The sequence below is a fragment of the Pseudomonas sp. S2_E02 genome (genome assembly GCF_054668355.1).
Map to the genome: position 1 here is coordinate 3,285,864 of NZ_CP162761.1, position 24,074 is coordinate 3,309,937.

22 protein-coding genes are annotated in these 24,074 nt (G+C 58.5%); 10 read left to right on the plus strand and 12 right to left on the minus strand.

Features of this window, described 5'->3' with window-relative positions; all coding sequences use genetic code 11:
* Positions 1-65 precede the first annotated feature (65 nt).
* Positions 66-1,985 (plus strand): alkaline phosphatase D family protein, encoded by a 1,920-nt coding sequence (locus AB4O01_RS14665; protein ID WP_460088953.1) that lies wholly within the window; start codon positions 66-68, stop codon positions 1,983-1,985.
* Positions 1,986-2,400: 415 nt separating this feature from the next.
* Here AB4O01_RS14665 and AB4O01_RS14670 read toward each other — a convergent pair whose 3' ends face one another.
* The gene (locus AB4O01_RS14670) at positions 2,401-3,570 is read right to left on the minus strand and encodes an acetylornithine/succinylornithine family transaminase (RefSeq protein ID WP_460088954.1); all 1,170 of its coding nucleotides are present in this window, start codon (positions 3,568-3,570) and stop codon (positions 2,401-2,403) included.
* A gap of 102 nt (positions 3,571-3,672) precedes the next feature.
* Here AB4O01_RS14670 and AB4O01_RS14675 point away from each other — a divergent pair, with 102 nt between their 5' ends.
* Both AB4O01_RS14675 and AB4O01_RS14680 read left to right on the plus strand, forming a co-directional pair.
* Entirely contained in the window at positions 3,673-4,575 is a 903-nt protein-coding gene (locus AB4O01_RS14675) for a LysR family transcriptional regulator (RefSeq protein ID WP_093430664.1), read from the plus strand.
* A 38-nt stretch (positions 4,576-4,613) separates the two neighbouring features.
* A complete protein-coding gene (locus AB4O01_RS14680) occupies positions 4,614-5,018 on the plus strand; it encodes a GNAT family N-acetyltransferase (protein ID WP_460088955.1) in 405 nt (134 codons plus the stop codon).
* Between the two features lie 10 nt (positions 5,019-5,028).
* Here the strand turns inward: AB4O01_RS14680 and msrA are convergent, their stop codons facing one another.
* Genes msrA through msrB form a run of 3 tightly spaced genes read right to left on the minus strand, consistent with a single transcriptional unit; the run spans position 5,029 to position 8,113 of the window.
* Complete coding sequence (gene msrA / locus AB4O01_RS14685) at positions 5,029-5,727, minus strand: peptide-methionine (S)-S-oxide reductase MsrA (RefSeq protein WP_414927042.1); 699 nt, start codon at positions 5,725-5,727, stop codon at positions 5,029-5,031.
* Positions 5,728-5,742: 15 nt separating this feature from the next.
* Positions 5,743-7,551, minus strand: a complete 1,809-nt coding sequence (locus AB4O01_RS14690) for a cytochrome c biogenesis protein DipZ (protein ID WP_414927043.1) — start codon at positions 7,549-7,551, stop codon at positions 5,743-5,745.
* Positions 7,552-7,594: 43 nt separating this feature from the next.
* On the minus strand, positions 7,595-8,113 hold the full coding sequence (gene msrB / locus AB4O01_RS14695) for a peptide-methionine (R)-S-oxide reductase MsrB (RefSeq protein ID WP_186624478.1): 519 nt from the start codon (positions 8,111-8,113) through the stop codon (positions 7,595-7,597).
* A gap of 151 nt (positions 8,114-8,264) precedes the next feature.
* Between msrB and AB4O01_RS14700 the strand changes: the two genes are divergently transcribed.
* The 3 genes from AB4O01_RS14700 to AB4O01_RS14710 all read left to right on the plus strand — a co-directional run bounded on the left by AB4O01_RS14700 (position 8,265) and on the right by AB4O01_RS14710 (position 11,309).
* Positions 8,265-8,975 carry a response regulator transcription factor gene (locus tag AB4O01_RS14700; RefSeq protein WP_093430669.1) on the plus strand — a complete coding sequence of 237 codons (711 nt, stop codon included), beginning with the start codon at positions 8,265-8,267 and terminating at the stop codon, positions 8,973-8,975.
* The gene (locus tag AB4O01_RS14705; RefSeq protein ID WP_320336356.1) at positions 8,972-10,489 is read left to right on the plus strand and encodes a sensor histidine kinase; all 1,518 of its coding nucleotides are present in this window, start codon (positions 8,972-8,974) and stop codon (positions 10,487-10,489) included. Before AB4O01_RS14700 ends, AB4O01_RS14705 begins: the two co-directional genes overlap by 4 nt.
* Positions 10,490-10,607: 118 nt before the next feature.
* Entirely contained in the window at positions 10,608-11,309 is a 702-nt protein-coding gene (locus tag AB4O01_RS14710; protein WP_110721302.1) for a hypothetical protein, read from the plus strand.
* A gap of 299 nt (positions 11,310-11,608) precedes the next feature.
* Here the strand turns inward: AB4O01_RS14710 and AB4O01_RS14715 are convergent, their stop codons facing one another.
* From AB4O01_RS14715 to hmpA, 8 genes are all read right to left on the minus strand, one after another.
* Positions 11,609-12,100, minus strand: a complete 492-nt coding sequence (locus AB4O01_RS14715; RefSeq protein WP_123420133.1) for a RidA family protein — start codon at positions 12,098-12,100, stop codon at positions 11,609-11,611.
* 405 nt (positions 12,101-12,505) lie between these two features.
* A complete protein-coding gene (gene cyoE / locus AB4O01_RS14720) occupies positions 12,506-13,393 on the minus strand; it encodes a heme o synthase (RefSeq protein ID WP_007916939.1) in 888 nt (295 codons plus the stop codon).
* Positions 13,394-13,404: 11 nt separating this feature from the next.
* Positions 13,405-13,740, minus strand: coding sequence for a cytochrome o ubiquinol oxidase subunit IV (gene cyoD, locus AB4O01_RS14725; RefSeq protein ID WP_007916940.1), 336 nt, complete (start codon positions 13,738-13,740; stop codon positions 13,405-13,407).
* Positions 13,740-14,363, minus strand: coding sequence for a cytochrome o ubiquinol oxidase subunit III (gene cyoC, locus AB4O01_RS14730; RefSeq protein ID WP_034156084.1), 624 nt, complete (start codon positions 14,361-14,363; stop codon positions 13,740-13,742). The genes cyoD and cyoC overlap by 1 nt, the downstream gene beginning before the upstream one ends.
* Before the next feature lie 3 nt (positions 14,364-14,366).
* Complete coding sequence (cyoB, locus tag AB4O01_RS14735) at positions 14,367-16,397, minus strand: cytochrome o ubiquinol oxidase subunit I (RefSeq protein WP_007916945.1); 2,031 nt, start codon at positions 16,395-16,397, stop codon at positions 14,367-14,369.
* Positions 16,398-16,400: 3 nt separating this feature from the next.
* Positions 16,401-17,342 (minus strand): ubiquinol oxidase subunit II, encoded by a 942-nt coding sequence (gene cyoA, locus AB4O01_RS14740; RefSeq protein ID WP_007916947.1) that lies wholly within the window; start codon positions 17,340-17,342, stop codon positions 16,401-16,403.
* A gap of 843 nt (positions 17,343-18,185) precedes the next feature.
* Positions 18,186-18,695, minus strand: a complete 510-nt coding sequence (locus tag AB4O01_RS14745; RefSeq protein ID WP_034156083.1) for a disulfide bond formation protein B — start codon at positions 18,693-18,695, stop codon at positions 18,186-18,188.
* 235 nt (positions 18,696-18,930) lie between these two features.
* A complete protein-coding gene (gene hmpA / locus AB4O01_RS14750; protein ID WP_099757129.1) occupies positions 18,931-20,112 on the minus strand; it encodes an NO-inducible flavohemoprotein in 1,182 nt (393 codons plus the stop codon).
* A gap of 164 nt (positions 20,113-20,276) precedes the next feature.
* On the opposite strand from hmpA, the gene norR reads away from it, so the two are divergent.
* The 4 genes from norR to AB4O01_RS14770 all read left to right on the plus strand — a co-directional run bounded on the left by norR (position 20,277) and on the right by AB4O01_RS14770 (position 24,026).
* On the plus strand, positions 20,277-21,836 hold the full coding sequence (gene norR / locus AB4O01_RS14755; protein WP_460088956.1) for a nitric oxide reductase transcriptional regulator NorR: 1,560 nt from the start codon (positions 20,277-20,279) through the stop codon (positions 21,834-21,836).
* 326 nt (positions 21,837-22,162) lie between these two features.
* Positions 22,163-23,065, plus strand: a complete 903-nt coding sequence (locus tag AB4O01_RS14760) for a chemotaxis protein CheV (RefSeq protein ID WP_008084803.1) — start codon at positions 22,163-22,165, stop codon at positions 23,063-23,065.
* A 27-nt stretch (positions 23,066-23,092) separates the two neighbouring features.
* Positions 23,093-23,560 carry a GNAT family N-acetyltransferase gene (locus AB4O01_RS14765; RefSeq protein ID WP_460088957.1) on the plus strand — a complete coding sequence of 156 codons (468 nt, stop codon included), beginning with the start codon at positions 23,093-23,095 and terminating at the stop codon, positions 23,558-23,560.
* 139 nt (positions 23,561-23,699) lie between these two features.
* A complete protein-coding gene (locus AB4O01_RS14770; protein ID WP_414927047.1) occupies positions 23,700-24,026 on the plus strand; it encodes a hypothetical protein in 327 nt (108 codons plus the stop codon).
* The last annotated feature ends 48 nt before the right edge of the window (positions 24,027-24,074 follow it).

Below are 24,074 nucleotides of genomic sequence, written 5' to 3' on the forward strand. Positions count from 1 at the left end.
TTTAAGGGATCAAGGCGCCGCCTGCGCTATCATCGCCGGCCTGTGCGCCTTGAGCTTTGCCCTCGATGTCTTCGACACCCGCTGACCTGATCCCGCTGCCTCCTGTCCTGGCCGGCCCGCTGTTGCGACGGCTGGAGCCTACGCGCATGGTCATGTGGCTGGTCGGCACGCGGCCACTGGCGCTGACCTTGCGCCTGCAAGGGGTAGGAGACATTCCTCTCGACGCAGAGAAATGCAACGTTATCCCGGTAGGCCGTCAGGCGTTTGTTCATCTCATCGATGTTTCTCTCGATAACACCCTGCCCTGCGATACGCATATCGCCTATGACCTGCTGATCGACAACGCTGAGGGCATCGCCGACTGGGCGCCGCATCTGCTGTACGGCGATGCGACCAGCCCGAACTTCGTTCTGCGCTCACGGATCGATCAACTGCTACACGGCTCCTGCCGCAAACCGCATCACCCGGCGGCGGATGGTTTGCTGTGCGTCGACCAATTGCTGGCGACGGCAACCGACCCGCAACAACGTCCGGCCCTGTTGATGATGAGCGGCGACCAGATCTACGCCGACGATGTGGCTGGTCCGATGCTGCGGGCGATTCATGCCCTGATCGAAAGGCTCGGCCTGTTCGACGAACACCTCGAAGGCGCGGTAGTCAGCGACAGCGCCAAGCTCTACGAACACCCGGCCAGTTACTACCACCGTGCGGATTTGTTACCGGCGCTGGAGAGCAACGAGACATTGCGCGAGCGATTTTTCGGCGGTGCGCGTAAGCCGATTTTCACCAGCAGCAGCGCTGACAATCACCTGGTGACCTTCGCCGAAGTCATGGCGATGTACTTGCTGGTGTGGTCGCCGACGGCCTGGTCGCTGATCGATCCGCAAGCGCCTGAACTGACGCCCGAACGCCTCAAGCGCTATACCCTCGAACAGACTCGCATCGATGCCTTCAAGGCTGGATTGGGCAAGGTCGCCCGCGCGCTCGCGCATCTGCCGAGCCTGATGATTTTCGACGATCACGACATCACCGATGACTGGAACCTGTCTGCGCAATGGGAGGAAACGGCCTACGGCCATCCGTTCTCCAAACGCATCATCGGCAACGCGTTGATCGCCTATATGTTGTGTCAGGGCTGGGGCAACAATCCCGATGCCTTCAAGGATGTTTTGGAGAAAACACTGGGACTGAGCGCCAGCGGTGATGACCAGTATCTCGACAGCCCGGTGCAAGATGCTCTGATCGATGATTTGCTGCGCTTTCAGCAATGGCATTTCGTCCTGCCGAGCAGTCCGGCGCTGGTAGTCATCGACACCCGTACCCGCCGCTGGCGCAGTGAGATGGCGCTCAAGCAGCCCTCGGGCCTGCTCGATTGGGAGGCGCTGAGCGAACTGCAACAGGAACTGCTCGATCACCCGTCAGCGATCATCGTTTCCCCGGCGCCGATCTTCGGCGTGAAGCTGATTGAAACCGTGCAAAAAGTCTTCAGTTGGTGCGGTTTTCCGCTGCTGGTCGACGCGGAAAACTGGATGGCCCATCGCGGTGCGGCGCAGGTGATCCTGAATATTTTCCGCCACTCGCGCACACCGGGTAACTACGTGGTGCTGTCGGGCGATGTGCATTATTCCTTCGTCTACGAAGTACTTATCCGACACCGCAAGGCCGGGCCGCGAATCTGGCAGATCACCAGCAGCGGGATCAAAAACGAGTTTCCGAAAACCCTGCTGGAATGGTTCGACCGCCTCAACCGCTGGCTCTACTCGCCACGCTCACCGCTGAACTGGCTCACCAAACGCCGACGCATGCGCATCGTGCCGTATACGCCGGAACATGCTGAGGCAGGTGAACGCTTATGGAATTCGGCGGGGATCGGTCAGGTGTTTTTCAATGAACAGGGGCAGCCGCGCGAGATCATTCAGCACAATTCGAATGGCAAGGCGAAGACGCGGATGCTGGCGCCGGATCTGGCGGATTATCCGGACTAGCCATAGTTTTTTCCTACACCGGGAATGCCGAATGCCGACAACGCGGCGGTTTCTCACTGCCCGAGACAGTGGACAAGGATTACAACCTTCTCAGAAACGTCTCCAGCGTTCTCAAGTGATACTGAAGGTGCTCGCAGTAAGCCTTTCTGCGAAACAGCCACTAGTAGGTGTCGCCTTGTCATCCTGTACTCACCTCCATACGTTCTTGGCATCCAGCGAGGATCGAGACCTAACTTCGCAATCCCGACAAGAATCTGAGCCTGTCGTGATGATGCCTCTTAGCGAAAACAGCACACTCGAAGAAACAGCCTACTTGATGAGCTCATCCGCAAACGCCGACCGGTTGATCAAATCGATCGGCGAAATGCGCGCAGGAAAAGCCAAAGTCAGACATTTGATCGAAGAGTGAAAATCGTCACGACTGAACGACACATCCCACACCTCGGACAATCATATCCACCTCCCGCTCATCAATCGTCAACGGTGGCAGCAGCCGTATCGTTTTGCCCCGCGTGACGTTGATCAACAGCCCGTGATCCCGCGCCGCGATCAGCGTTAGATCACGCACCGGTTGTTTCAGCTCGATCCCGATCATCAAGCCCTGCCCGCGAATCGCCAGCACGTTGGGATTGTCCGCGAGCTCTGCGCGCAGGCGAGTTAATAGCCGTTCCCCCTGAATCCTGGCGTTTTCCAGCAGGCCCTGTTCTTCGATGATGTCCAGCACCGTGCAACCGACCCGGCACGCCAGCGGATTGCCGCCGAAAGTGCTTCCATGGCTCCCGGGCGTAAACAGATCCGCCGCCCAGCCCCGGGCCAGGCACGCGCCGATCGGCACACCGTTGCCCAGTCCTTTGGCCAATGTCATGACATCCGGGACGATGCCTTCATGTTGGAACGCAAACCAGCGGCCGGTGCGGCCGATGCCAGTCTGGATTTCATCAAGCATCAGTAGCCACGCATGGCGATTGCACAGCTCGCGTAACGCTTTCAAGTAACCCGGCGGCGCAAGCTGCACACCGCTTTCGCCCTGGATTGGCTCGACCAGAATCGCCACGATCCGCTCACCGTGTTTTTGCTGCACCTGTTCCAGCGCTGCGAGATCACCGAACGGCACTTTGACGAAATCCCCCGGCAATTCGTTGAAACCCAGGCGCACCGCCGGGCCATCGCTGGCCGACAAGGTGCCAAGTGTGCGGCCGTGGAACGCGTTGGTCATGACCACTACCAGCGGCTGCTCAATGCCTTTGCGCCAGCCGTATAAACGCGCCAGTTTCAGCGCCGTTTCATTAGCCTCGGCGCCAGAGTTATTGAAGAACGCACGCTCCATCCCCGACAGCTCGGTCAGCCGTTTGGCCAATTGTTGCTGCCAGTCAATGCTGTACAGATTCGACGTGTGCAGCAGCAACCCGGCCTGCTCGCTGATCGCCGAAACGATCCGCGGGTGCGAGTGGCCGACGTTGGTCACCGCCACACCGGCAACCGCATCCAGATACTCGCGACCCGCCTGATCCCACAGGCGAGTGCCCAGGCCTTTAGTGAAACTCAGGGCCAGCGGTTGGTAGGTGTTCATCAGGGCGGCGGTCATGACTTCAAACTCCAGTGAAGATCGGTGTGCTGGCAGTATGGTTAACCACCGAAACTGGATAAACTCGGCAAAACTTCATTCATTTAAAAGCTGAGCTTGATAATGGACCTGTTCCAGTCGATGAGCGTGTACGTCAAAGTCGTCGAAGCCGGGAGCATGACGGCGGCCGCGTTGCAGTGCGACATGTCGACGACCATGGTTGGCAATCACCTGCGCGCGCTGGAGCAGCGGCTCGGTGTGCAACTGTTGCAGCGCACGACTCGACGCCAGCGTCTTACCGAATTCGGCAGCGTTTACTACCAGCGTTGTCTGGATGTCTTGGGACTGGTGGCTGACTCCGAACGCCTGGCGGAACAAGCACTCGATGAGCCCCGTGGCCTGTTGCGCATTACCGCGCCACTGACCTTTGGCGTAGAACGCCTGGCACCGGCGCTCAGCGACTTTTCCCTGCAATATCCGCAGGTCAAAATGGATGTGGTGCTGACCAACAGTCGTCCAGACTTGCTGGAAAGCGGCCTCGACGTAGCCTTTCGGCTGGGCCATTTCGAAGAATCAAACCTGATCGCCCGTCCTCTGATCGATTACACACTGACTGTCTGTGCCTCCCCGCAATACGTGGCCCGGCGCGGCATGCCGCAAACCCCTGAAGATTTGCAACAACACGACTGCCTGTCGTTCGCCTACCCTGCCGGCGACGATTGGCAATCGGTGGAAAAACGCTGGCGCCTCAGCGGCCCGGAGGGAGAAATTCTCGTCGACGTCAGCGGGCCGATGCTGATGAACACTTCCGCCGGGTTGCACCAGGCCGCACGCACCGGCATGGGCATCGTGATGCTGCCCGATGCGCTGGTGGAACAGGATCTGCGCGACGGCAAACTGGTGACCGTCGTTCCCGACTATCAACCGCCCAGCCGTCCCCTGCATTTGCTTTATGCGCCGGATCGCTATCGCCTGCCAAAGCTGCGCCGCTTCGTCGAATTTGCGATGCAGACGTGGGGCAGATAATGATATCGAGCGACAACCGACAAGGAGTCGAACCGTAGATGAATAACAATCTGACCGTACGCGACCTGCGGCCTGACGAAGTGGAGCCGGTACGACTGTTCCTCGGCCAAAACGGCTGGGCTCACCGAACCGGTTCCAGCGAACATTTCGCGCAACTCATCCAGAACTCTCAACGCACGGTAATTGCCCTGCACGACACCCAGGTCGTCGGCTTCGCCCGAGGCATCAGCGATGGTTTGTGCAACGGCTATCTTTCGATGGTCGTGGTCTATGGCCAGCATCGGCGCGCAGGCATTGGCCGCAGACTGGTTAAACATGTCATGGGCGATAACCCCGACATCACCTGGGTACTGCGTGCCGGGCGAGAAGGAGCCGAGGCTTTTTTTGCCAGCCTGGGTTTCGAGACGTCAGTGATTGCCATGGAGCGACCGAGGCTCAAATAACGAGCCTTGATCAAGACCCGTCCTTCACCAACACCGGTTTTTCCTGATAACGCTGCGCAAACACCTGCTTCAGATTCGCCACCTTCGGCATGTCGTTGATCACGATGTAGGGATAGCTCGGATGCTCGGTCAGGAAATCCTGGTGGTAGTCCTCTGCCGGATAGAAGCCGTTGTAGCTTTCCAGTTTGGTGACAATGGGTTTGCTGTAGGCATGAGCTGCATCCAGTTGGGCGATGTAGGCCTGCGCGACCTTCTGCTGCTCGGCGTTGACCGGGAACAGTGCCGAGCGATATTGCGTGCCGCTGTCCGGGCCTTGGCGATTGAGTTCTGTCGGGTTATGGGCCACCGAGAAGTAGATCTGCAACAGGCTGCCATAGCTCACCTGAGTCGGGTCGAAGGTGACCTGCACGGATTCTGCGTGGCCGGTATCGCCTTCGCTGACACGCTCATATTCCGCCGTGTCGGCCGCGCCGCCGGCGTAACCCGAGACGGCTTTCTGCACGCCTTTGACATGCTGGAAAACACCCTGCACACCCCAGAAGCAACCACCGGCGAACACTGCGGTTTCGCTGTGCGCCTGGGTCACTTCATCAAGAGTTGGTGGCGGAATCAGCACAGCATCCTCGCCCCCAAAGGAGAACGCCGAAACCTGGCCAATCACTCCGGCCACTGCAACTCCCAACAACACGCGACGCCATGTGATTTTCATTTCAAGGACTCCTGATCAACCGAAGGTAAAGGCGTAAGCTGATACGCCCGGGTCGAGAAATTCGATGGTGAAGGTTCGGTCCTGCACGCCGTCGTTTTGCCGCACCAGTTGATACAAGCGCTGTTCGGTCACACGGCCAGTGCCGTCAGGAGCGACATCGACGCCATGGGCCTTGCCCGGAATCTGGCCATCGATCATCACCTTGAAGCGCACAGGTTTGCCGTCCGCTGCCGGGCCGAGCACCAGATGCAAGTCGCGGGCATGGAAGCGATAAACGATGCGACTGGCCGGCGCACTGGCCGTGGCACGCTCAGCACTCACCGACCATTGGCCGGCGAGGCTCCAGTCATTCAGGGTCAGATTGGCTGGCGGGTTATAGGATGCGACCTTGTCAGGCACGAGGCCGGTTTCCGGTACGAAATGTTCCGCACGTTGGTAGCCGACATAGGTTTCCGGCGACTGCACTTCATTCATGTCCGGCGCCAGTTGCACGCCCTTGGCATCTGTGTCGATCAAACCATCGGCCACGGTTTTCGCACCTGCTTCACGCAGCAACTGTTGTATGACGCGTTCCGACTCGGCGTAGTCCCCTTCGCCAAAATGGTGGTAACGAATCCGTCCCTGAGCGTCGGCAAAGTAATGTGCTGGCCAATATTCGTTGTTGAAAGCACGCCAGATCCTGTAGTCATTATCGATGGCGACCGGGTAGTTGATACCCAGTTCTTTCATGGCTTTGGTGACGTTGCCCACATCACGTTCGAAGGCGAACTCCGGTGCGTGTACACCGATTACTACGAGACCTTGATCGCGATATTTCTCAGCCCAGGCTTTGACGTACGGCAAAGTGCGCAGACAGTTGATGCAGGAGTAGGTCCAGAAATCCACCAGTACCACTTTGCCTTTCAATGCCTGAACATCCAGCGGCGGTGAATTGAGCCATTGCACGGCGCCATCAAGCGGCGGCAACTGACCCTCGACCGGTAAAGTCCCCGGCGCCTTCGCGGCCATTTTCATCGCACCGCCAGCGGCCATCATGCTGCCGTTCGCAGCGCCTTCCTCAGCGGGAACCTGCGTCATCATCGTGCCGTTTGCGCGGGCAGAACGGGTCGAAAGCTTGCCGACCAACGCCTGTTCCAGACCTCCGGTAGACGCCGTCGATAACCGTGCCAGGGCCCCGGTATCGAGCCCCAGTGCAATGGCCGCGACGCCGGCCAACATCAAGGCGCCGAGACCACGACGAATCCACTCACCGGTACCGATCGAGCGCTTCATCAGCACAAAAACCTTACCGCCGAGCAACAGCGCCGCGGCCAACGAGGTGGCGGCACCCGCCGCGTAGGCGAGCAACAACAGCGTGGTGGCGATGCTTGCCCCTTGCAACGCGGCGCCGGTCAGAATCAGCCCCAGGATCGGCCCGGCGCAAGGTGCCCACAGCAGCCCCGTCGCGACCCCGATCAGAAACGAAGCGCCGGGACGCGGGCGATTGTCCTGCCCGGCGGCCTCCGACAGACGACTGCCGGCCGACACCAGCGGCCGGGTCAGACGCTCGGCTACACGCGGCAGCAGCAAGGTCAGCCCGAACAGGGCAACGAACAGCAACGCGAGCCAGCGCCCGTACTGATTGACTTGCACCACCCAACCGCCGCCCACCGCTGCCAATGAGGCGACGAGCGCAAAGGTCACCGCCATCCCCGCCAGCAGCGGCAAGCCACTTTTGATAAACGGCTGACCGGTGCGAGCGAAGACAAAAGGCAGCACCGGCAGGATGCACGGGCTGACGATCGTCAGCACACCACCGAGATAAGCGAGAACCAAGAGCCACATAAATTCGTCCTGTCTGAAGTGAAGATCGCGAGCGGGTCATGACTCAAGCCGCCACGGCCTGGAAGGTCATCGCCAGGCCGTTCATGCAGTAGCGCAGGCCGGTGGGCTTGGGACCGTCATCGAAAACATGACCCAGATGACCACCGCAGCGGCGACAGTGAACTTCGTCGCGGGACATGCCGAACGAGCGGTCCTGACGTGTCGCCACCGCGTGTTCCAGTGGTGCCCAGAAACTCGGCCAGCCGGTGCGACTGTCGAATTTGGTCGAGGATGAAAACAGCGCCAGATCGCAGCCGGCGCAGGCAAACGTGCCAGTGCGGTGTTCGTTGTTAAGCGCGCTGGTGTAGGCCCGTTCGGTGCCTTCCTCACGCAGGATCTGGTATTGCTCGTCGCTCAGGATCGAGTGCCATTCACTGTCGCTGTGCGTCACTTCGAACGCCTCGTCCGCATGGGCCTCGCTGATCACTGCCGTGGCAGTCGACAATTTTGGCAATACACCCGCGACCAGGGCTGCAACCCCCAGCCCGCCGCCCGCTAACAGAATCTGCCGCCGTGAAAACATGGCCGTCTCCAAAAATTCCAGATGCCCTTCATGGAACACAGCCTAGGCTTGGATTGATCGCCAAATCCTCACGGGGAGTTAACGAATTCGTGATAACTCGCCCGGAGGAAAACCCGCACAATGCGCTTATCGCGCCGAAGGATTGAGCTTCATGGAACAGACCAAACGCATCCTTGTGGTCGAGGATGACCAACACATCGCCGACCTGATTTGCCTGCATCTGCGGGACGAACAATTCGAGGTCACACACAGCGCCGACGGCGACGAGGGCATGCGCCTGCTGCAGCAAGGTCACTGGGATGCACTCATCCTCGACCTGATGCTGCCGGGGGTCGACGGTCTGGAAATCTGCCGCCGTGCCCGGGCGATGGCGCGTTACACACCGATCATCATCACCAGCGCCCGCTCCAGCGAATTGCACCGCATCCTTGGTCTGGAACTGGGCGCCGACGATTACCTTGCCAAGCCGTTTTCGATGCTCGAACTGGTGGCTCGGGTCAAAGCCCTGCTGCGTCGTGTCGATGCCATGGCACGCAATCTGAAGATGGACGCCGGCAGTTTGAGCCTCGATGGCCTGACCATCGATCCGATCACCCGCGAAGTCAGCCTCGACGCTCAGCGTATGGACCTCACGCCACGGGAGTTCGACCTGTTGTATTTCTTCGCCCGCCAACCGGGCAAGGTTTTCTCGCGCATGGACCTGCTCAACGCGGTCTGGGGTTACAGCCACGAAGGTTACGAACACACGGTCAACACCCACATCAATCGCCTGCGGGCGAAGATCGAAAAAGACCCGGCCCAGCCCTCTCGCATCCTCACCGTGTGGGGTCGTGGCTATAAATTCGGTACCGAGCAGCCATGAAACTGACCCTGACGCAGCGCCTGTCCGTGGTATTCGCCGTGCTGCTGTTGGTGTGCTGCGGCACATCGGCATGGCTGCAGGTGCGCTCAAGTCACATGCATGAGCTGGAAGTGGTACAAGGCCTGTCACGAGATCTGGCGCAACACATCGCCCACGACACGGTGCTGATGGACAGCAACGGTCTGATGCCCGGTGCCGTGCGCGAACTGTTCAGCCAGTTGATGTTGGTCAACCCGAGTGTCGAGGTGTATCTGCTCGACACCGAGGGGCGGATTGTCGGAAGTGCTGCGCCCGAAGGGCGGATACGCCGCCAGCAGATCGATCTGGTGCCGATTCGCCAACTGCTCAATGACGGGCCGTTGCCGATCCTCGGCGATGACCCGCGCAGTGTTGATGGGCGCAAGGTGTTCAGCGCCGCGCCATTGCAGGTCAATGGCAAAGCCGCCGGCTATCTGTACGTAGTCCTGCTGAGCGAAGCTCATGATCGCTATGCCGAGCGAGGCGCCACCAGCGCCGCACTCAACACCGCATTGCTTTCAATCGGACTGGTCGCTTTGTTGTGCCTGATCGCCGGCCTGACAGCATTCAATCTGATCACCCGGCCACTGCGCAGATTGACCGAAACCGTCAGCCGCTTCGACATTGACGGGGCGCCGTCACCTCAGCGCCTCACGACACCTGTGGATAAAACCGCCGATCCGGACGAAATCGCCCTGCTCGATGCAGCGTTCCGGCAAATGCAAAATCGCCTCGGCGAACAATGGCGCTCGCTTACGCGACAGGATCAGGAGCGCCGCGAGTTGGTAGCGAATATTTCCCATGACTTGCGCACTCCGCTGGCTTCGCTGCACGGTTATCTGGAAACCCTGCAATTGAAAGACGCCACGCTGTCGGCCGAAGAACGCCGCCGCTATCTCGGCATCGCTCTGGATCAGAGCCGCAAGGTCGGCGGTCTGGCGCAATCGCTGCTGGAACTGGTGCGACTGGAACACGGCTTTGTACAACCGGTGCTGGAGCGTTTTTCGCTTATCGATCTGGTGCAGGACATCTTCCAGAAATTCGAACTGACGGCGGAAGCGCGGCAGGTCGAACTCAAGGCCCATTTTGTGCCGAACCTGCCAACGGTCTGCGCCGACCTCGGGTTGATCGAACGAGTGCTGACCAATCTGGTGGACAATGCTTTACGGCATACACCTCAGGGCGGCGAGATCGAGTTCGATCTGAAACCCCAAGGGACTTTGGTCGACGTGACGGTCAGTGACACCGGCCCCGGTATCGCTCCCGAGTTGCGCGAAGGCTTGTTCCTGCGCCCGTTCAATATCGGTGGCGCACGGCGTGACGGGGGGCTGGGCCTGCGTATCGTGCACCGCATCCTGCAATTGCATGGGCGAGACATTCAATTGCTGGAGGTCAGCGAGCGCGGCGCGACGTTCCGCTTCTCACTACCGACGGATCAGCAAACCGCCGAACAGTGGATGATGCGTTCAATGAATTTGAACAGCCCCGGCAAATAGTTGAGACCGCCGGCCCGTTGCTCCGTGACAACGCCGCCGCGCTCCCCTAAATTAGTCGGCCTGAAAAAGCCCTTGGGTTTTCTCATCTCCACTCAAGTTAAAAAGTAGTGAAATTTCAATGTCCGATTTCAACACCGCTGAATCCGTAGTCACCGAATCGTCCAAAGCGGAATACGAAAACTCCATCAATCTTTCACAACACCTGCCACAAGCCAAAATCATCAGCGAGATGGTCCTGGACGCGTTCCAGTCGACCCGCGAAAGCGACCAGATCCGCGAGCTGCGCGCGGCGATCCGTCAGGCTCACGACAGCTTCGATGACGACAAGGCCTACGAGCTGATGGGCGAACTCAAGGCGCTGAAAGACGCCGAAGCCGCCGACCTCGCTGCTCTTGAAGACCTCAGCAGCAAGTTCTCGATCGGCCGCATTCTGTCCAGCTTCAAGGACGATCCGGCGTTCCAGGAAATCGTGTACGGCCTGGCCCTCAAGGTGCTGAACCAGACCCACCAGGCGATCAGCAATCCGAGCGGCGGCAAGAGCAAAGCGGCGAAGAAGAAAGAAGTCGAAATCTTCACCATCAGCAAGGACGGCATCAGCGTGACCCTGCCGCTGCGCACGCCACGCTCGCGTCTGAACGTAGACCGTGCAGCGCTGGAGTTCCTCGGTTTCACTTTCGTCGGTGAAGGCGAAGAAGCGGAGCTGGAAAGCGAAACGTTCCTCGACAACGCCGGCACCGAGCAGGCGGTAAACCGCAAGAACATCATCACCGCGCTCCAACAGCAGACTGCATTTGATGGGTACAGCATCGCCGCGCAGTAATAGCGCGGCCGCTGTACGAAAAAAGCCCCGCACTGAGATTCAGTGCGGGGCTTTTTGGTTTTCGGCGGGGATTAGTGGAATGGCGTAAATCCCATCCCCTCATCGGAACGCCGCCCAGCCCTCTCCCGAGGGAGAGGGAGCCGATCTGGAGATATTCAAGAGATGCACCGAAATGAAAGTGCTGCGCCGAATCCACAATCGCCTCAATCTCTCAGGTCGATGTATAGCGCAAGACACCTCGGTCAGTCCCCTCTCCCTCCGGGAGAGGGTTAGGGTGAGGGCAAGCCGCTAAACCAACCTCAAGCCGAAGGGTGCAACGCTACAATCATGTCCACTTCAATCGCCGCGTTCTTCGGTAACTGATACACACCGACCGTGGTGCGCGTGTGCCGGCCGGCATCGCCGAGTACATGACTGAACACGTCCGAGGCACCGTTGGCCACTTCACTCAGGTCAACGAAGTCCGGCGTCGACTTCACGTAAACAGTGACCCGCAACAACGCTTTGATCTTGTCCAGCGAACCGACGGCATCGACGATCAGCGCCAGGCAACGCATCGCACTGATGCTCGCAGCGGCTTGCGCATCCTTGAGGTTCAACTCCAGGCCGACACGCCCCGGGTACTGAATCTTGCCGTTAGTGCGCGGCACCATGCCGCTGATGTACAGCTCATCATGATGACGGATCAGCGGCGCGTAATTGCCGCCGGCGGTGTTCTCACCATAAATGTCGTAGTTCAGCTCTTGGGCCAGGGCAATAAAACGCTCGTCGCAGGTCATCCTCTCAGTCATTTCGCCCAGCCTTATGATCAGTGCATGAAGAACCGCAGGTTAAGACAGATGATTGCCGGAGATTCGATTTGTGGCAGGCCATCGACATAGTTGGATCCAAATCTAGGTGTTTCACGAAGTGATAGCAACCGGCCGCTAAGGCATCCTTCGCCACATTTTCACGGTGAGCCGCCATCTCTGCGACGCCCTGCATTAACTCCGCAAACAGATCGCGCTTTTTCATCCAAACCTGCCCCATTAGAAAATAGCCCCTGGGATCCTAACTAATGAAAAGTTTTCTGAAGGTAGGAAATCTCTTTATAAGCAGACAGTCGTTTCCCAAAGACACGCTCAACCTTGAATAGCACCCAACAAAAAACCCCGCACATCTCTCAATGTGCGGGGTTCTTCTTCAAGCCTCGAACCTTACGGCGCGTACGTCAGCAGCAACTCTGCAGGCACCTTGAAGTCCAGGGACATCATGACGCTCAACGCAGTGATGGTGAAGATCGAGAACACGAACAGCTTGCGTGCCCAGACCGTGTCATCCACTGCCTTGTAGCCGGTCCAGGCCATGTACAACCAGTACATGCCCATGGCCGCAGCCACCGCGAGATAGCTCATGCCAGCGTAACCGCTGAAGGTCAGCATCAAGGTCGCTACGAGGAACGCCAGGATGTAGAGCAGGATGTGCTTCTTGGCCACTTGGATCCCGCGCTTCACTGGCAACACCGGAATCGATGCGGCCAGGTAATCGTTGAAGCGGAAGATCGCGATGGCGTAGGAATGCGGCATCTGCCACAGGCTGAACATCACCAGCAACGTCAGCGCGGCCATGTCGAAGCTGTTGGTTACGGCAACGTAACCGATCACTGGCGGCATGGCGCCCGACAGACTGCCCACCAGCGTGCCGTGAACCGACTTGCGCTTGAGGTACAGGCTGTAGAAGCCGACGTAGATGATGAAGCCGATCACCGCGAACAAAGCGGCCAACGGGTTGGCCACCTTGTACAACAACGCAACGCCGAGAACACCAAGGATGGTCGCGTAGACCAGGGCCAGTTTCAGGGAGATCAAGCCCTGCACCAGCACCCGGTTTTTAGTGCGTTCCATCTTCAGGTCGATGTCGCGGTCGATGCAGTTGTTGAACACGCAACCGGAGGCAACAACCAGGGATGTACCGATCATGGCAGCCAGAAACACCGCCAGATCCACATGCCCTTTCGAGGCCAGGAAAAACCCGCCTGCCACAGAAAGCACGTTACCGAAAATGATCCCCGGTTTGGTGATTTGGATAAAGTGCTTGAGCGACATCGGGTCTTACCTCACTTCGCCATCATGTAGGTGTGGATGCTGAACATGATCCACAACGACAGGCCAACCAGCAGCACGATCACAATGGCCGTAAAGACAAACGCGATCACGTTGTTACGCTGAGCAATGGAGCGGTCCAGGTGCAGGAAGTAATACAGGTGAACAATCACCTGGATTACTGCGAACAGCAGAACGATTGCCAGCGTGGTGGCCTTCGGCAGGCTCGGGTACATCACCAGACCGAATGGAATTACGGTCAGGATCACCGACAGGATGAAGCCAATGGCGTACGACTTTACGCTGCCGTGGCCAGCATCATGGCTGTCATGGGAGTGTGCATTAGCCATTACAGAGTCCCCATCAGGTAAACAACGGTGAATACGCAGATCCACACCACGTCCAGGAAGTGCCAGAACAGGCTCAGGCAGCTCAGACGGGTCTTGTTGGTCGCCGTCAGGCCGTGCTTGTTGACCTGGTACATCATGATGCCCATCCAGATCAGACCCGCCGAAACGTGCAGACCGTGGGTACCGACCAGGGTGAAGAACGCGGACAGGAAGCCCGAACGGCTAGGACCGAAGCCCTCGGAGATCAGCAGGTGGAACTCGTTGATCTCCATGGCGATAAAGCCTGCGCCCAGCAGGAAGGTCATGAACAACCAACCCAGAACCTGCTGCTTCTTGCCTTTGAACAACGCCAGCATGGCGAAGCCGTAGGTGATCGAACTGAACAACAGCAGAGCGGTTTCGCCCAGCACATATGGCAGTTCGAAGATGTCGTGGCCCGACGGGCCACCGGCAACGTTGTTTACCAGTACTGCGTACACCGCGAAGATCGACGCAAACAGAATGCAGTCGGTCATCAGGTAGAGCCAGAAACCGTATACGGTCATCTCGCCCGAGTCGTGGTGATGGTCATCGTGCCCATGGTCACCATGGGCGTGTCCAACATTGGTCACTAAGTTCGACATGGTTTAAGCCTGTTCCAACGAGGTTTCAACACGGGTGGCACCGGCCGGGATTTTCCCTGCCGCGACCAGACGCTTGTGCTGCTCGGCTTCGATACGCTCGATCGTTTCAACCGGAACCATATAGCCCTGGTCGTCACGTGCAGCGTGGATCACGAAGTAGATGACGGTGCCGGCCAGGCTGGCGATCGCCAACCACCAGATGTGCCAGATCATCGCGAAACCGAAGACGGTCAACAGTGCGCCCATCACCACGCCAGTGGCGGTGTTGTTCGGCATGTGGATCGGCTCGTACTTGGCCGGACGCTGGTACGCAGTACCGTTTTCCTTGGCCTCAGTGAACGGGTCGATGCAGTCAGCCTTAGGCAGCACAGCAAAGTTGTAGAACGGAGGTGGCGACGAGGTCGACCATTCCAGAGTGTGTGCATTCCACGGGTCACCGTGATCGCAAACGTTCTCTGGCTTGTTGCGGTCGCGCACACTGACGTACAGCTGGATCAGTTGGCAGGCGATACCGACAGCGATCATCACCGCACCGAACATGGCAACGTACAGGTACGGTACCCACTCAGGGTTGGTGGTGGCGTTCAGACGACGGGTCATGCCCATGAAGCCCAGTGCATAGAGCGGCATGAACGCGACGAAGAAGCCCGAGATCCAGAACCAGAACGCTGCTTTACCCCAGCCTTCGTGCAGCTTGAAGCCGAACGCTTTCGGGAAGTAGAACGCGAAACCTGCGATGTAACCGAATACCGCACCGCCGATGATCACGTTATGGAAGTGCGCGATCACGAACAGGCTGTTGTGCAGAACGAAGTCAGCACCCGGGATGGCCAGCAGTACGCCGGTCATGCCGCCGATGGCGAAGGTCACCATGAAGCCCAGAGTCCACAGAACCTGGCTGGTGAAGCGCAGACGGCCCTGGTAGATGGTGAACAGCCAGTTGAATAGCTTCACACCCGTAGGGATGGAAATCAGCATCGTCGCCAGACCGAAGAAGGCGTTGACGCTGGCACCCGAACCCATGGTGAAGAAGTGGTGCAGCCAAACCATGAAGCCCAGTACCGAGATCGCGCCCGAGGCGTAGATCATCGAGTGGTGGCCGAACAGTTTCTTGCCGGTGAACGCCGAGATCACTTCCGAGAAGATGCCGAATGCCGGCAGGATCAGGATGTAAACCTCAGGGTGGCCCCAGGCCCAGAACAGGTTGACGTACATCATTGGATTGCCACCAAGTTCATTGGTGAAAATGTGGAAATCCATGTAACGGTCAAGGGTCAGCAGTGCCAGGGTAGCGGTCAGGATCGGGAACGAAGCCACGATCAGAACGTTTGCCCAGGTGCAGGTCCAGGTGAAGATCGGCATGTCCATCAGTTTCATGCCAGGGGTACGCATTTTCAGTACGGTCGCGAGGAAGTTAACCCCCGTTAGCGTCGTACCTAACCCGGATAGCTGTAGCGCCCAGATGTAGTAGTCCATGCCCACGCCAGGGCTGTATTGCAGACCCGACAATGGTGGATAGGCAACCCAACCGGTCTTGGCGAATTCGCCGACGCCCAGGGACAGGTTGATCAGCACTACGCCGGATACCAGCAGCCAGAAGCTCAGGGAGTTCAGGAACGGGAACGCAACGTCACGCGCGCCGATCTGCAGCGGCACTGCAAGGTTCATCAGGCCGGTGAAGAATGGCATCGCCATGAAGATGATCATGATCACACCGTGAGCGGTGAAGATCTGGTCATAGTGTTCAGGTGGCAGGTAGCCAGGCGAACCCTCGGTGGCCATGGCCAACTGGGTACGCATCATGATGGCGTCGGCAAAACCGCGCAGCAGCATGACCATGGCGACGATGATGTACATCACGCCGATTTTCTTGTGGTCGACCGAGGTCAACCACTCGGTCCACAAGTAGGTCCACTTCTTGAAGTAGGTGATTGCAGCGAACAGCGCCAGACCACCGAGGGCGATCATGGCGATGGTCACCATCACGATCGGCTCGTGGAATGGGACTGCTTCCCAACTTAATTTACCAAACATCGTTTACTCCTCTGCCCCGGCAGCTGAATGCGAACTCGAGTCAATTTCCGTGGCCGCCACTTCTTTCTCTTTCTTCTCGTGCTTCAGCGGCTTGCCCGGCTTCATACCTTCGTACTTGTCGACGATGATCTGGAACTGGTTCGGCGTGACCGAGGAGTAGAGCTCGACTGGGTTGTTCTGGCTCGGTTTGGCAAGGGCCGCGTATTCAGCTTGATCAAGCTGTTTAGGTGACTTCTTGACTTCACTTACCCAGGCGTCGAAATCTTCCTGAGTGGTGGAGATAGCCTTGAATTTCATACCGGTGAAACCCGCGCCGCTGTAGTTGGCGGAGATACCGTCCATTTCAGCGTTACGGTCAGCGATCAGGTGCAGCTTGGTCTGCATGCCCGCCATCGCGTAGATCTGGCCGCCCAGACCCGGGATGAAGAACGAGTTCATCACAGCGTCAGAGGTGATCTTGAAGTTGATTGGCGTGTGCGCCGGGAACACGATCTTGTTGACCGTGGCGATGCCTTGTTCCGGGTAGATGAACAGCCACTTCCAGTCCAGCGCAACGACTTCGATGGTCACTGGCTTGACGTCGGATTGAATCGGACGATACGGGTCCAGTTCGTGGGTCGAAATGTAGGTGATGTAACCCAGGGCAATGATGATCAGGACCGGGATGGTCCAGACTGCCACTTCGATTTTGGTCGAGTGCGACCATTTCGGGGTGTAGACGGCGTTCTTGTTCGACGCGCGGTACTTCCAGGCGAACAGGAAGGTCATGACGATAACCGGCACAACGACCAACAGCATCAGCAGGGTCGCGGTGATGATCAGGTTTCGCTGTTCCAGGCCAACCTGGCCCGTTGGATTGAGCAAGGTCATGTTGCAGCCTCCCAGCAACAACGTGCCGAGCAGCGGCACTAGGCCTAGTAATCTGGGGTACCTGTTTTTACTCATCTCACGACCTCTAAAGCAGCTTGCGCAATGCAGTTGGGTTTTGATCGCCAACACTTCACCCTGCCAAGGGTTGGCATTTTCTTTGGATTGAATAAGGGCCGCCCGTCGCGCGTCAGACGCTCGACAAAACCTGGGACAGCGGTCAGTTCTTATTCGAATTCGTGGTCAAAGGCCTTGTTACAGACCAATTCCATTTGGTGCGGAAAGTTGGAAGGCACCGACACCTGGGTGTCTTGAAAGCCTTTCGACTCACTCGACACCCGACTTTCTGCGCAGCGCCTTAATAAAAAAGCGTTCCTTAATAAAGGCTGAACAGTGCCGGGAATTCAGTGCGGGCGATTGTAGATAGGTAGCGCCCTATACACCATGTCTTATCCCGAAATAATTTTTATCCGTTCAAGCAACAATGCATCGCCATTTTTGCAAAAGTTCCACATGTTATCGAAATAGATTCTCAACAAAAACACCAAAAAATGTAGGTGTACCCGCGTCAGTTCAGACAGCTCCGAAGGCTATTTCCGAACGCTGGAACAGCGCAAAGCCCGATAACCCAAGGCTTTTGGCCATATACCCGCGCTTGTTAAAACTGCCTGCTCTGGCACTCGCGTGCTAAAGCCGAAAAACCCCGAAACTGACCAATCCTTTTTTGTAACAACGGCCGATTCCGCGTCACTCAATGGCCCTGCGACATGGCGCGTGTGACAACATGTCGCACACTTGCCACACCCTTCCTTGCCACCCGTCACGGTGTTTTCACAAACACCGTGAAAAGCAAAACGCCCCGATTGGCTGATCCGCAAATCGAGGCGTTTTCTGTATCGGCCAGACAGCCGATTAGTTGACTCAGCGCAGTGCTTTTCGGTTACGCGAGGTCAGCAGCGGCACCAGGATCACCACCAGCACGAACGCCACCAGTGCCCATTGTGCCAACGACAAGCCAAGGATCGGCGGGTACGGCGTCGAGCAGAAACCGTCAACCTGGAAGCCCAGCGGGAAGATCTTCGCCAGCGGCAGATCATCGACAATCGGCTGCAGCACATCGATGCCGCAACTCACCGCCGGATAGAACTGGGTGTACACGTGATGCCCGGCCACACCGGCCCCGGCAATCGCACAAATCACCACCAGCACCTCGAACACGGTGATGCTGCGACGGCTGCGCATGGCCGCGCCGATGAACGCGAACAGCGCGATCAGCAGCAACGCATAGCGCTGCAAGATGCACAGCGGGCACGGCGCTTCGCCGAGCACGATCTGCATATATAGAGCGCCACCGATCAGCGCCAGGCAGATGATCCCCAACAGCACCAGAAAGCGCCGCTCACGGCCCAACCGAATCGTTTCCTCGCTCATCGCGTTTCCCTTTTATGTCCATGGTTCAACCGGCTCGCGGCTGAAGGTTGTCGCAAGTCTACACCGGGGGAATAAACGATAAAGCGGTTAAGCAACCATTAACCTTGGATCATGTTTCACAAATTCAGACCGCATAACGGCCTTCGCGAGCAAGCTCGCTCCCACTTTGAATTTGCGTCAAACACAAATCCTGTGGGAGCGAGCTTGCTCGCGAAGGTGGCGACTCGGTCTTAAATCATTCCAAAGCCGAAGCCGGCCCGAAGAACTCATAACGGCTTTGTTTCTCCGGCACACCCAGCGCCTTCAGATGACGCTTGATCGCCCCCATGAAACCCTTCGGCCCAAGGAAGTAAGCATCCACATCACGCTGCTGCGGCAACCACTCGCCAAGCTGTGCCTGATCCAGGATCCCGACCTTGTCCGCTGCCGGACTCACACCGTCATCCTCGGCGTAGCAATAAAAACGCTTGAGTTGCGGATGACGTTCAGCCAGTTCATCAATCCAGTCGCGGAACGCATGCACGCTGCCATTGCGCGCGCAGTGGATAAAGTGCACCGGACGCTCGGTTTCCAGCGCGGCTTCAAGCATCGCCAGAGTTGGCGTGATGCCGACGCCGCCGCTGATCAACACCAACGGCTTGTCGCTCGCGTTCAAAGTGAACTCACCCGATGGCGGGAACAGCTGGATGCTCGCGCCGACCTGCAATTGATCGTGCAAGTGATTGGAGGCACGACCACCCGGTTCGCGTTTGACGCTGATGCGGTACTGACCGTTGTTCGCCAGTGCCGACAGCGAGTAGTTGCGGCGGATTTCTTCGCCATCGAGGATCAGCTTCATGCCGATGTATTGACCCGGTTCGGCCGCGAGAATCGGGCCTTTGTCTGCCGGCTCAAAGTAGAACGAAATGATTTCCGCGCTCTCCTCGACCCTGGCCGCGACGATGAATTCACGCGCCCCGCGCCAGCCGCCGACGGCTTGTTCTTTCTGGTCATAGATCGCGGTTTCGGCGCCGATCAGAATGTCCGCCAGTTGACCGTACGCCGCGCCCCAGGCGCTCATCACTTCTGGCGTGGCAATCTCTTCGCCGAGCACTTCGGAAATAGCGCGGAGCAGACAGGCACCGACAATCGGGTAATGCTCCGGAAGAATCTGCAAGGCAACGTGCTTGTTGATGATCTTCGCCACCAGATCACCCAACTGGTCGAGCTGATCGATGTGCCGCGCGTACATCAACACGCCGTTGGCCAAGGCGCGCGGCTGGTCACCGCTGGCCTGGTGGGCCTGGTTGAACAGCGGCCGGACCTCAGGGTATTCAGAGAGCATCATGCGGTAGAAGTGAGTGATCAGCGCTTCACCGCCGCTTTCCAGCAGAGGCACGGTGGATTTGACGATGGCACGATCCTGAACGCTAAGCATAAGGTTGACTCCTGAGCTTCTTTGAAAAGTTACCTTAGGGTTATCAGATTCCGTGCCAACTTATTTTTTCAAATAAATCAATAACTTAATAACTATGTAGTCATAACGACCCAAAGGCCTTTATAGTCATCCCGACTACATCTTGTCTCTTTGACTACAAGACCATGACCGCCAAATCCCTGCTCACCGCCCTGCTGCCCTTAGTTTCCGATTTGTCCCGCGAACTGCCCGAGGGCGAGCGTTATCGACGCCTGCTCGAAGCCATGCGCGCCCTGCTGCCCTGCGATGCCGCTGCATTGTTGCGCCTCGACGGCGAATCGCTGGTGCCGCTGGCCGTGGACGGTTTAAGTACGGACACCCTCGGTCGGCGCTTCAAAGTCAGCGAGCACCCGCGTTTCGAAATTCTCCTCAGCGGAGCCGGACCCACGCGCTTCGCCGCCGACAGCGACTTGCCCGATCCTTATGACGGTCTCGTCGACGGACTCGACGAGCATCTGGAGGTTCACGATTGCCTCGGCTGCCCTTTATTTGTCGATGAAAAACTCTGGGGCCTGATCACCCTCGACGCTCTCGACCCCGAGCGTTTCGAACCGATCGAACTCGACGCCCTGCAAGCCTTCGCCAGCCTCGCCTCGGCCACGGTCAACGCCGCCGAACGCATTCAACGCCTGGCCAATCGCGCAGAAGACGAGCACCAGCGCGCCGAGGTTTATCGTCAGGCCAGCGGCCAGCAGAACCGCGAAATGATCGGCCAGAGCAAGGCGCTGAAAAAACTGGTGGAGGAAATCAATCTGGTCGGCGGCAGCGATCTGACGGTGTTGATTACCGGGGAAACCGGCGTCGGCAAAGAACTGGTCGCCCAAGCGATTCACGCCGCCTCGCCCCGTGCCGAAAAACCAATCATCAGCCTCAACTGCGCCGCCCTGCCCGACACGCTGGTAGAAAGCGAACTGTTCGGCCACGTGCGCGGTTCCTTCACCGGCGCCACCAGCGATCGACGCGGCAAGTTCGAACTGGCCAATGGCGGCACGCTGTTTCTCGATGAGGTCGGCGAGTTATCGCTGACCGTGCAGGCGAAATTATTGCGCGTTTTGCAGAGCGGTCAGTTGCAGCGTTTGGGGTCGGACAAGGAGCATCAGGTCGATGTGCGTCTGATTGCAGCGACCAACCGCGACCTCGCCGAAGAAGTGCGCAGCGGTCGCTATCGTGCCGACTTCTACCATCGCCTCAGCGTCTACCCGTTGCGCGTGCCGGCGCTGCGTGATCGTGGCCGCGATGTGTTGTTGCTCAGTGGTTTCTTCCTCGAACAGAACCGCTCGCGCATGGGCCTCAACAGCCTGCGCCTGAACAGCGACGCCCAGGAAGCACTGCTCGCCTACACTTGGCCGGGCAACGTGCGAGAGCTGGAACACTTGATCGGGCGCAGTGCGCTGAAGGCGCTGGGCAACTGCAAGGTGCGGCCGAAGATTCTCAGTTTGAGCGCGGCGGATCTGGATTTACCGCGCGAGGTTGTGGATAACTCGGTTGAGGCGGTTGCCGGAGTTGTGGCTGAGATACCGCTGATCAGCGGGGATCTGCGCAGTGCGACCGAGCAGTATCAGCGGCGCTTGATCAGTGCGGCGCTGGAACGCAATCAGGATAACTGGGCGAGTGCGGCGCGGGAGTTGGGGTTGGATCGGGCGAATCTTGGGCGTATGGCCAAACGACTAGGCATGAAGAGCTAAAAGCACACCCTCACCCTAGCCCTCTCCCGGAGGGAGAGGGGACCGACCCGGGGATGCTTAAGAAACACGCAGACCTGAATCTGCTTTACCGAATCCATAATCGACTCGGTCGTTCAGGTCGATATACAACGCCAGACACCTCGGTCGGCCCCCTCTACCTCTGGGAGAGGGCTGGGGTGAGGGGCAGTGATAGAGAGAACAGCGATCAACTCAAGCCGACCACCCGACAACTAACCTAAAGCCCACCCCTTTAACGCCGATAACCCGGCATCAATAGTTTTTGGCGATTTGCACCCTCGCCCACCACCTTTCCACAGAAGGTTCATATGTCCTCCACCAAAGCCCGCGCAGACTCACTTTCGCTTCTGCTGTTTACTTTGCGCAGCGGCAAGCTGATGGCGATCAACCTGCTGAAAGTCAGTGAAATCATCCCCTGCCCGCCGCTGACCAAGCTGCCGGAGTCGCACCCGCACGTGAAAGGCATCGCCACCCTGCGCGGTGCTTCGCTGTCGGTGATCGACCTCAGCCGCGCCATCGGCGAACGCCCGCTGGAAGATCCGAACGGCGGCTGCCTGATCGTCACCGACGTCAGCCGCTCCAAGCAGGGCCTGCATGTACAAGCGGTGAGCAAAATCGTCCACTGCCTGACCACCGACATCAAGCCCCCGCCCTTCGGCTCGGGCGGTTCGCGCGCTTACATCACCGGCGTGACTTCGGTTGACGGCACACTGGTGCAGGTGCTGGATATCGAAAAGGTTATCCACAGCATCGCCCCGGCGCAGATCGAAATGGCCCCGACCGACCTGACCATGGAAGACGCCGAAGTGCTCGGCAACGCACGGATTCTAGTGGTCGACGACAGCCAGGTGGCGCTGCAGCAATCGGTGCACACCCTGCGCAACCTCGGCCTGCAATGCCACACAGCACGCAGCGCCAAGGAAGCCATCGACTGCCTGCTCGACCTGCAAGGCACGGCGCAGCAGATCAACCTGATCGTCTCCGACATCGAAATGTCCGAGATGGACGGCTACGCCTTCACCCGTACCCTGCGCGAGACCCCGGACTTCGCCCATTTGTACGTGCTGCTGCACACCTCGCTCGACAGCGCGATGAACAGCGAAAAAGCGCGCCTGGCCGGGGCGAACGGTGTGCTGACCAAGTTCTCCTCTCCAGAACTGACCCACTGCCTGATCGAAGCGGCCAAACACGTCGCCGCCCACGGGCACTGAGTCTTGGCCCAGAGGTATTGTTTTTTGATGCGGCGCGATCTGGGCAAGGACGCGCCGGATGCGCCGGATGCGCTTTGGCCTCAAGGCATTGAACTGTGTACGTACTCCGTCGAACTGGCGGCGGACGTGCATGACTTGATGCAACTCGGCTACCGCGAAGGCGGCGGCCGGGTGCCGGCGCTGGACGTTTGGCAGCAGCAGTTCGAAACCGATCCTGAATACGATCCGAGCCTGTGTTTGATTGCCCGTGATGGCGAAGGCGTGGTCGGCGTGGCGCAATGCTGGACCAGCTCGTATATCAAGAATCTGGTGGTGCATCCGCGCATGCAGGGCCGAGGATTAGGCCGGGCGTTGCTGTTCAATGCATTCAAGGTGTTTCAGCAGCGCCGGGAAGGGTTTGTTGATCTGAAAGTGCTGGAGGACAACCAGCGGGCGCAGCGCTTGTATGAAAGTGCCGGGATGTATGTGGTCCGCCGCGAGCTGGTGCCGGACTGATCGACCGTCTTCGCGAGCAGGCTCGCTCCCACCCTGGAATGCATTTCAAACTGCGAGCCTGCTCGCGAAGGGGCCAGCACAGGCAACTTCCCTTCTCAGGCGCACTCCAACCTTGGCCACCCACGACCAAGGATTCCCCATGAAAGCCATCACCTTAAGCCTGCTCTGCCTCACCGCCCTCGCCTCCCAGGCGCACGCCTCCAGCCCCGACGCCTGGGCCGCCTACGACAAAACCGTGCTCGCCAGTTGCACCAAGGCCAGCGGCTTGAAAAACGCCAAACCGGTCGGCACCCCCGCACAATTCGATGACCGCGTCGGCTACACCGCCGTGTTGCTGCAAGGCCAATACCCGCAAAAACACATGAAAGGTCAGCAAGGCACCGAACTGTGTCTGTACAACAAACAGTCGAAAACCGCCTTCGTCAGCGAGTGGGATTCGATCCGCCCGCCCGTTAAAACCAAGTGAATGGCGCATAACTTGCTTCGATCCAGTTCTGTGCGGTGGTTTTCCGCC

Excerpts from the sequence above, each read along its gene's own strand:
- AB4O01_RS14665 (WP_460088953.1), top strand. The coding sequence starts at position 66 with ATGTCTTCGACACCCGCTGACCTGATCCCGCTGCCTCCTGTCCTGGCC.
- AB4O01_RS14670 (WP_460088954.1), bottom strand. The coding sequence starts at position 3,570 with ATGACCGCCGCCCTGATGAACACCTACCAACCGCTGGCCCTGAGTTTC.
- AB4O01_RS14675 (WP_093430664.1), top strand. The coding sequence starts at position 3,673 with ATGGACCTGTTCCAGTCGATGAGCGTGTACGTCAAAGTCGTCGAAGCC.
- AB4O01_RS14680 (WP_460088955.1), top strand. The coding sequence starts at position 4,614 with ATGAATAACAATCTGACCGTACGCGACCTGCGGCCTGACGAAGTGGAG.
- msrA (WP_414927042.1), bottom strand. The coding sequence starts at position 5,727 with ATGAAAATCACATGGCGTCGCGTGTTGTTGGGAGTTGCAGTGGCCGGA.
- AB4O01_RS14690 (WP_414927043.1), bottom strand. The coding sequence starts at position 7,551 with ATGTGGCTCTTGGTTCTCGCTTATCTCGGTGGTGTGCTGACGATCGTC.
- msrB (WP_186624478.1), bottom strand. The coding sequence starts at position 8,113 with ATGTTTTCACGGCGGCAGATTCTGTTAGCGGGCGGCGGGCTGGGGGTT.
- AB4O01_RS14700 (WP_093430669.1), top strand. The coding sequence starts at position 8,265 with ATGGAACAGACCAAACGCATCCTTGTGGTCGAGGATGACCAACACATC.
- AB4O01_RS14705 (WP_320336356.1), top strand. The coding sequence starts at position 8,972 with ATGAAACTGACCCTGACGCAGCGCCTGTCCGTGGTATTCGCCGTGCTG.
- AB4O01_RS14710 (WP_110721302.1), top strand. The coding sequence starts at position 10,608 with ATGTCCGATTTCAACACCGCTGAATCCGTAGTCACCGAATCGTCCAAA.
- AB4O01_RS14715 (WP_123420133.1), bottom strand. The coding sequence starts at position 12,100 with ATGACTGAGAGGATGACCTGCGACGAGCGTTTTATTGCCCTGGCCCAA.
- cyoE (WP_007916939.1), bottom strand. The coding sequence starts at position 13,393 with ATGTCGCTCAAGCACTTTATCCAAATCACCAAACCGGGGATCATTTTC.
- cyoD (WP_007916940.1), bottom strand. The coding sequence starts at position 13,740 with ATGGCTAATGCACACTCCCATGACAGCCATGATGCTGGCCACGGCAGC.
- cyoC (WP_034156084.1), bottom strand. The coding sequence starts at position 14,363 with ATGTCGAACTTAGTGACCAATGTTGGACACGCCCATGGTGACCATGGG.
- cyoB (WP_007916945.1), bottom strand. The coding sequence starts at position 16,397 with ATGTTTGGTAAATTAAGTTGGGAAGCAGTCCCATTCCACGAGCCGATC.
- cyoA (WP_007916947.1), bottom strand. The coding sequence starts at position 17,342 with ATGAGTAAAAACAGGTACCCCAGATTACTAGGCCTAGTGCCGCTGCTC.
- AB4O01_RS14745 (WP_034156083.1), bottom strand. The coding sequence starts at position 18,695 with ATGAGCGAGGAAACGATTCGGTTGGGCCGTGAGCGGCGCTTTCTGGTG.
- hmpA (WP_099757129.1), bottom strand. The coding sequence starts at position 20,112 with ATGCTTAGCGTTCAGGATCGTGCCATCGTCAAATCCACCGTGCCTCTG.
- norR (WP_460088956.1), top strand. The coding sequence starts at position 20,277 with ATGACCGCCAAATCCCTGCTCACCGCCCTGCTGCCCTTAGTTTCCGAT.
- AB4O01_RS14760 (WP_008084803.1), top strand. The coding sequence starts at position 22,163 with ATGTCCTCCACCAAAGCCCGCGCAGACTCACTTTCGCTTCTGCTGTTT.
- AB4O01_RS14765 (WP_460088957.1), top strand. The coding sequence starts at position 23,093 with ATGCGGCGCGATCTGGGCAAGGACGCGCCGGATGCGCCGGATGCGCTT.
- AB4O01_RS14770 (WP_414927047.1), top strand. The coding sequence starts at position 23,700 with ATGAAAGCCATCACCTTAAGCCTGCTCTGCCTCACCGCCCTCGCCTCC.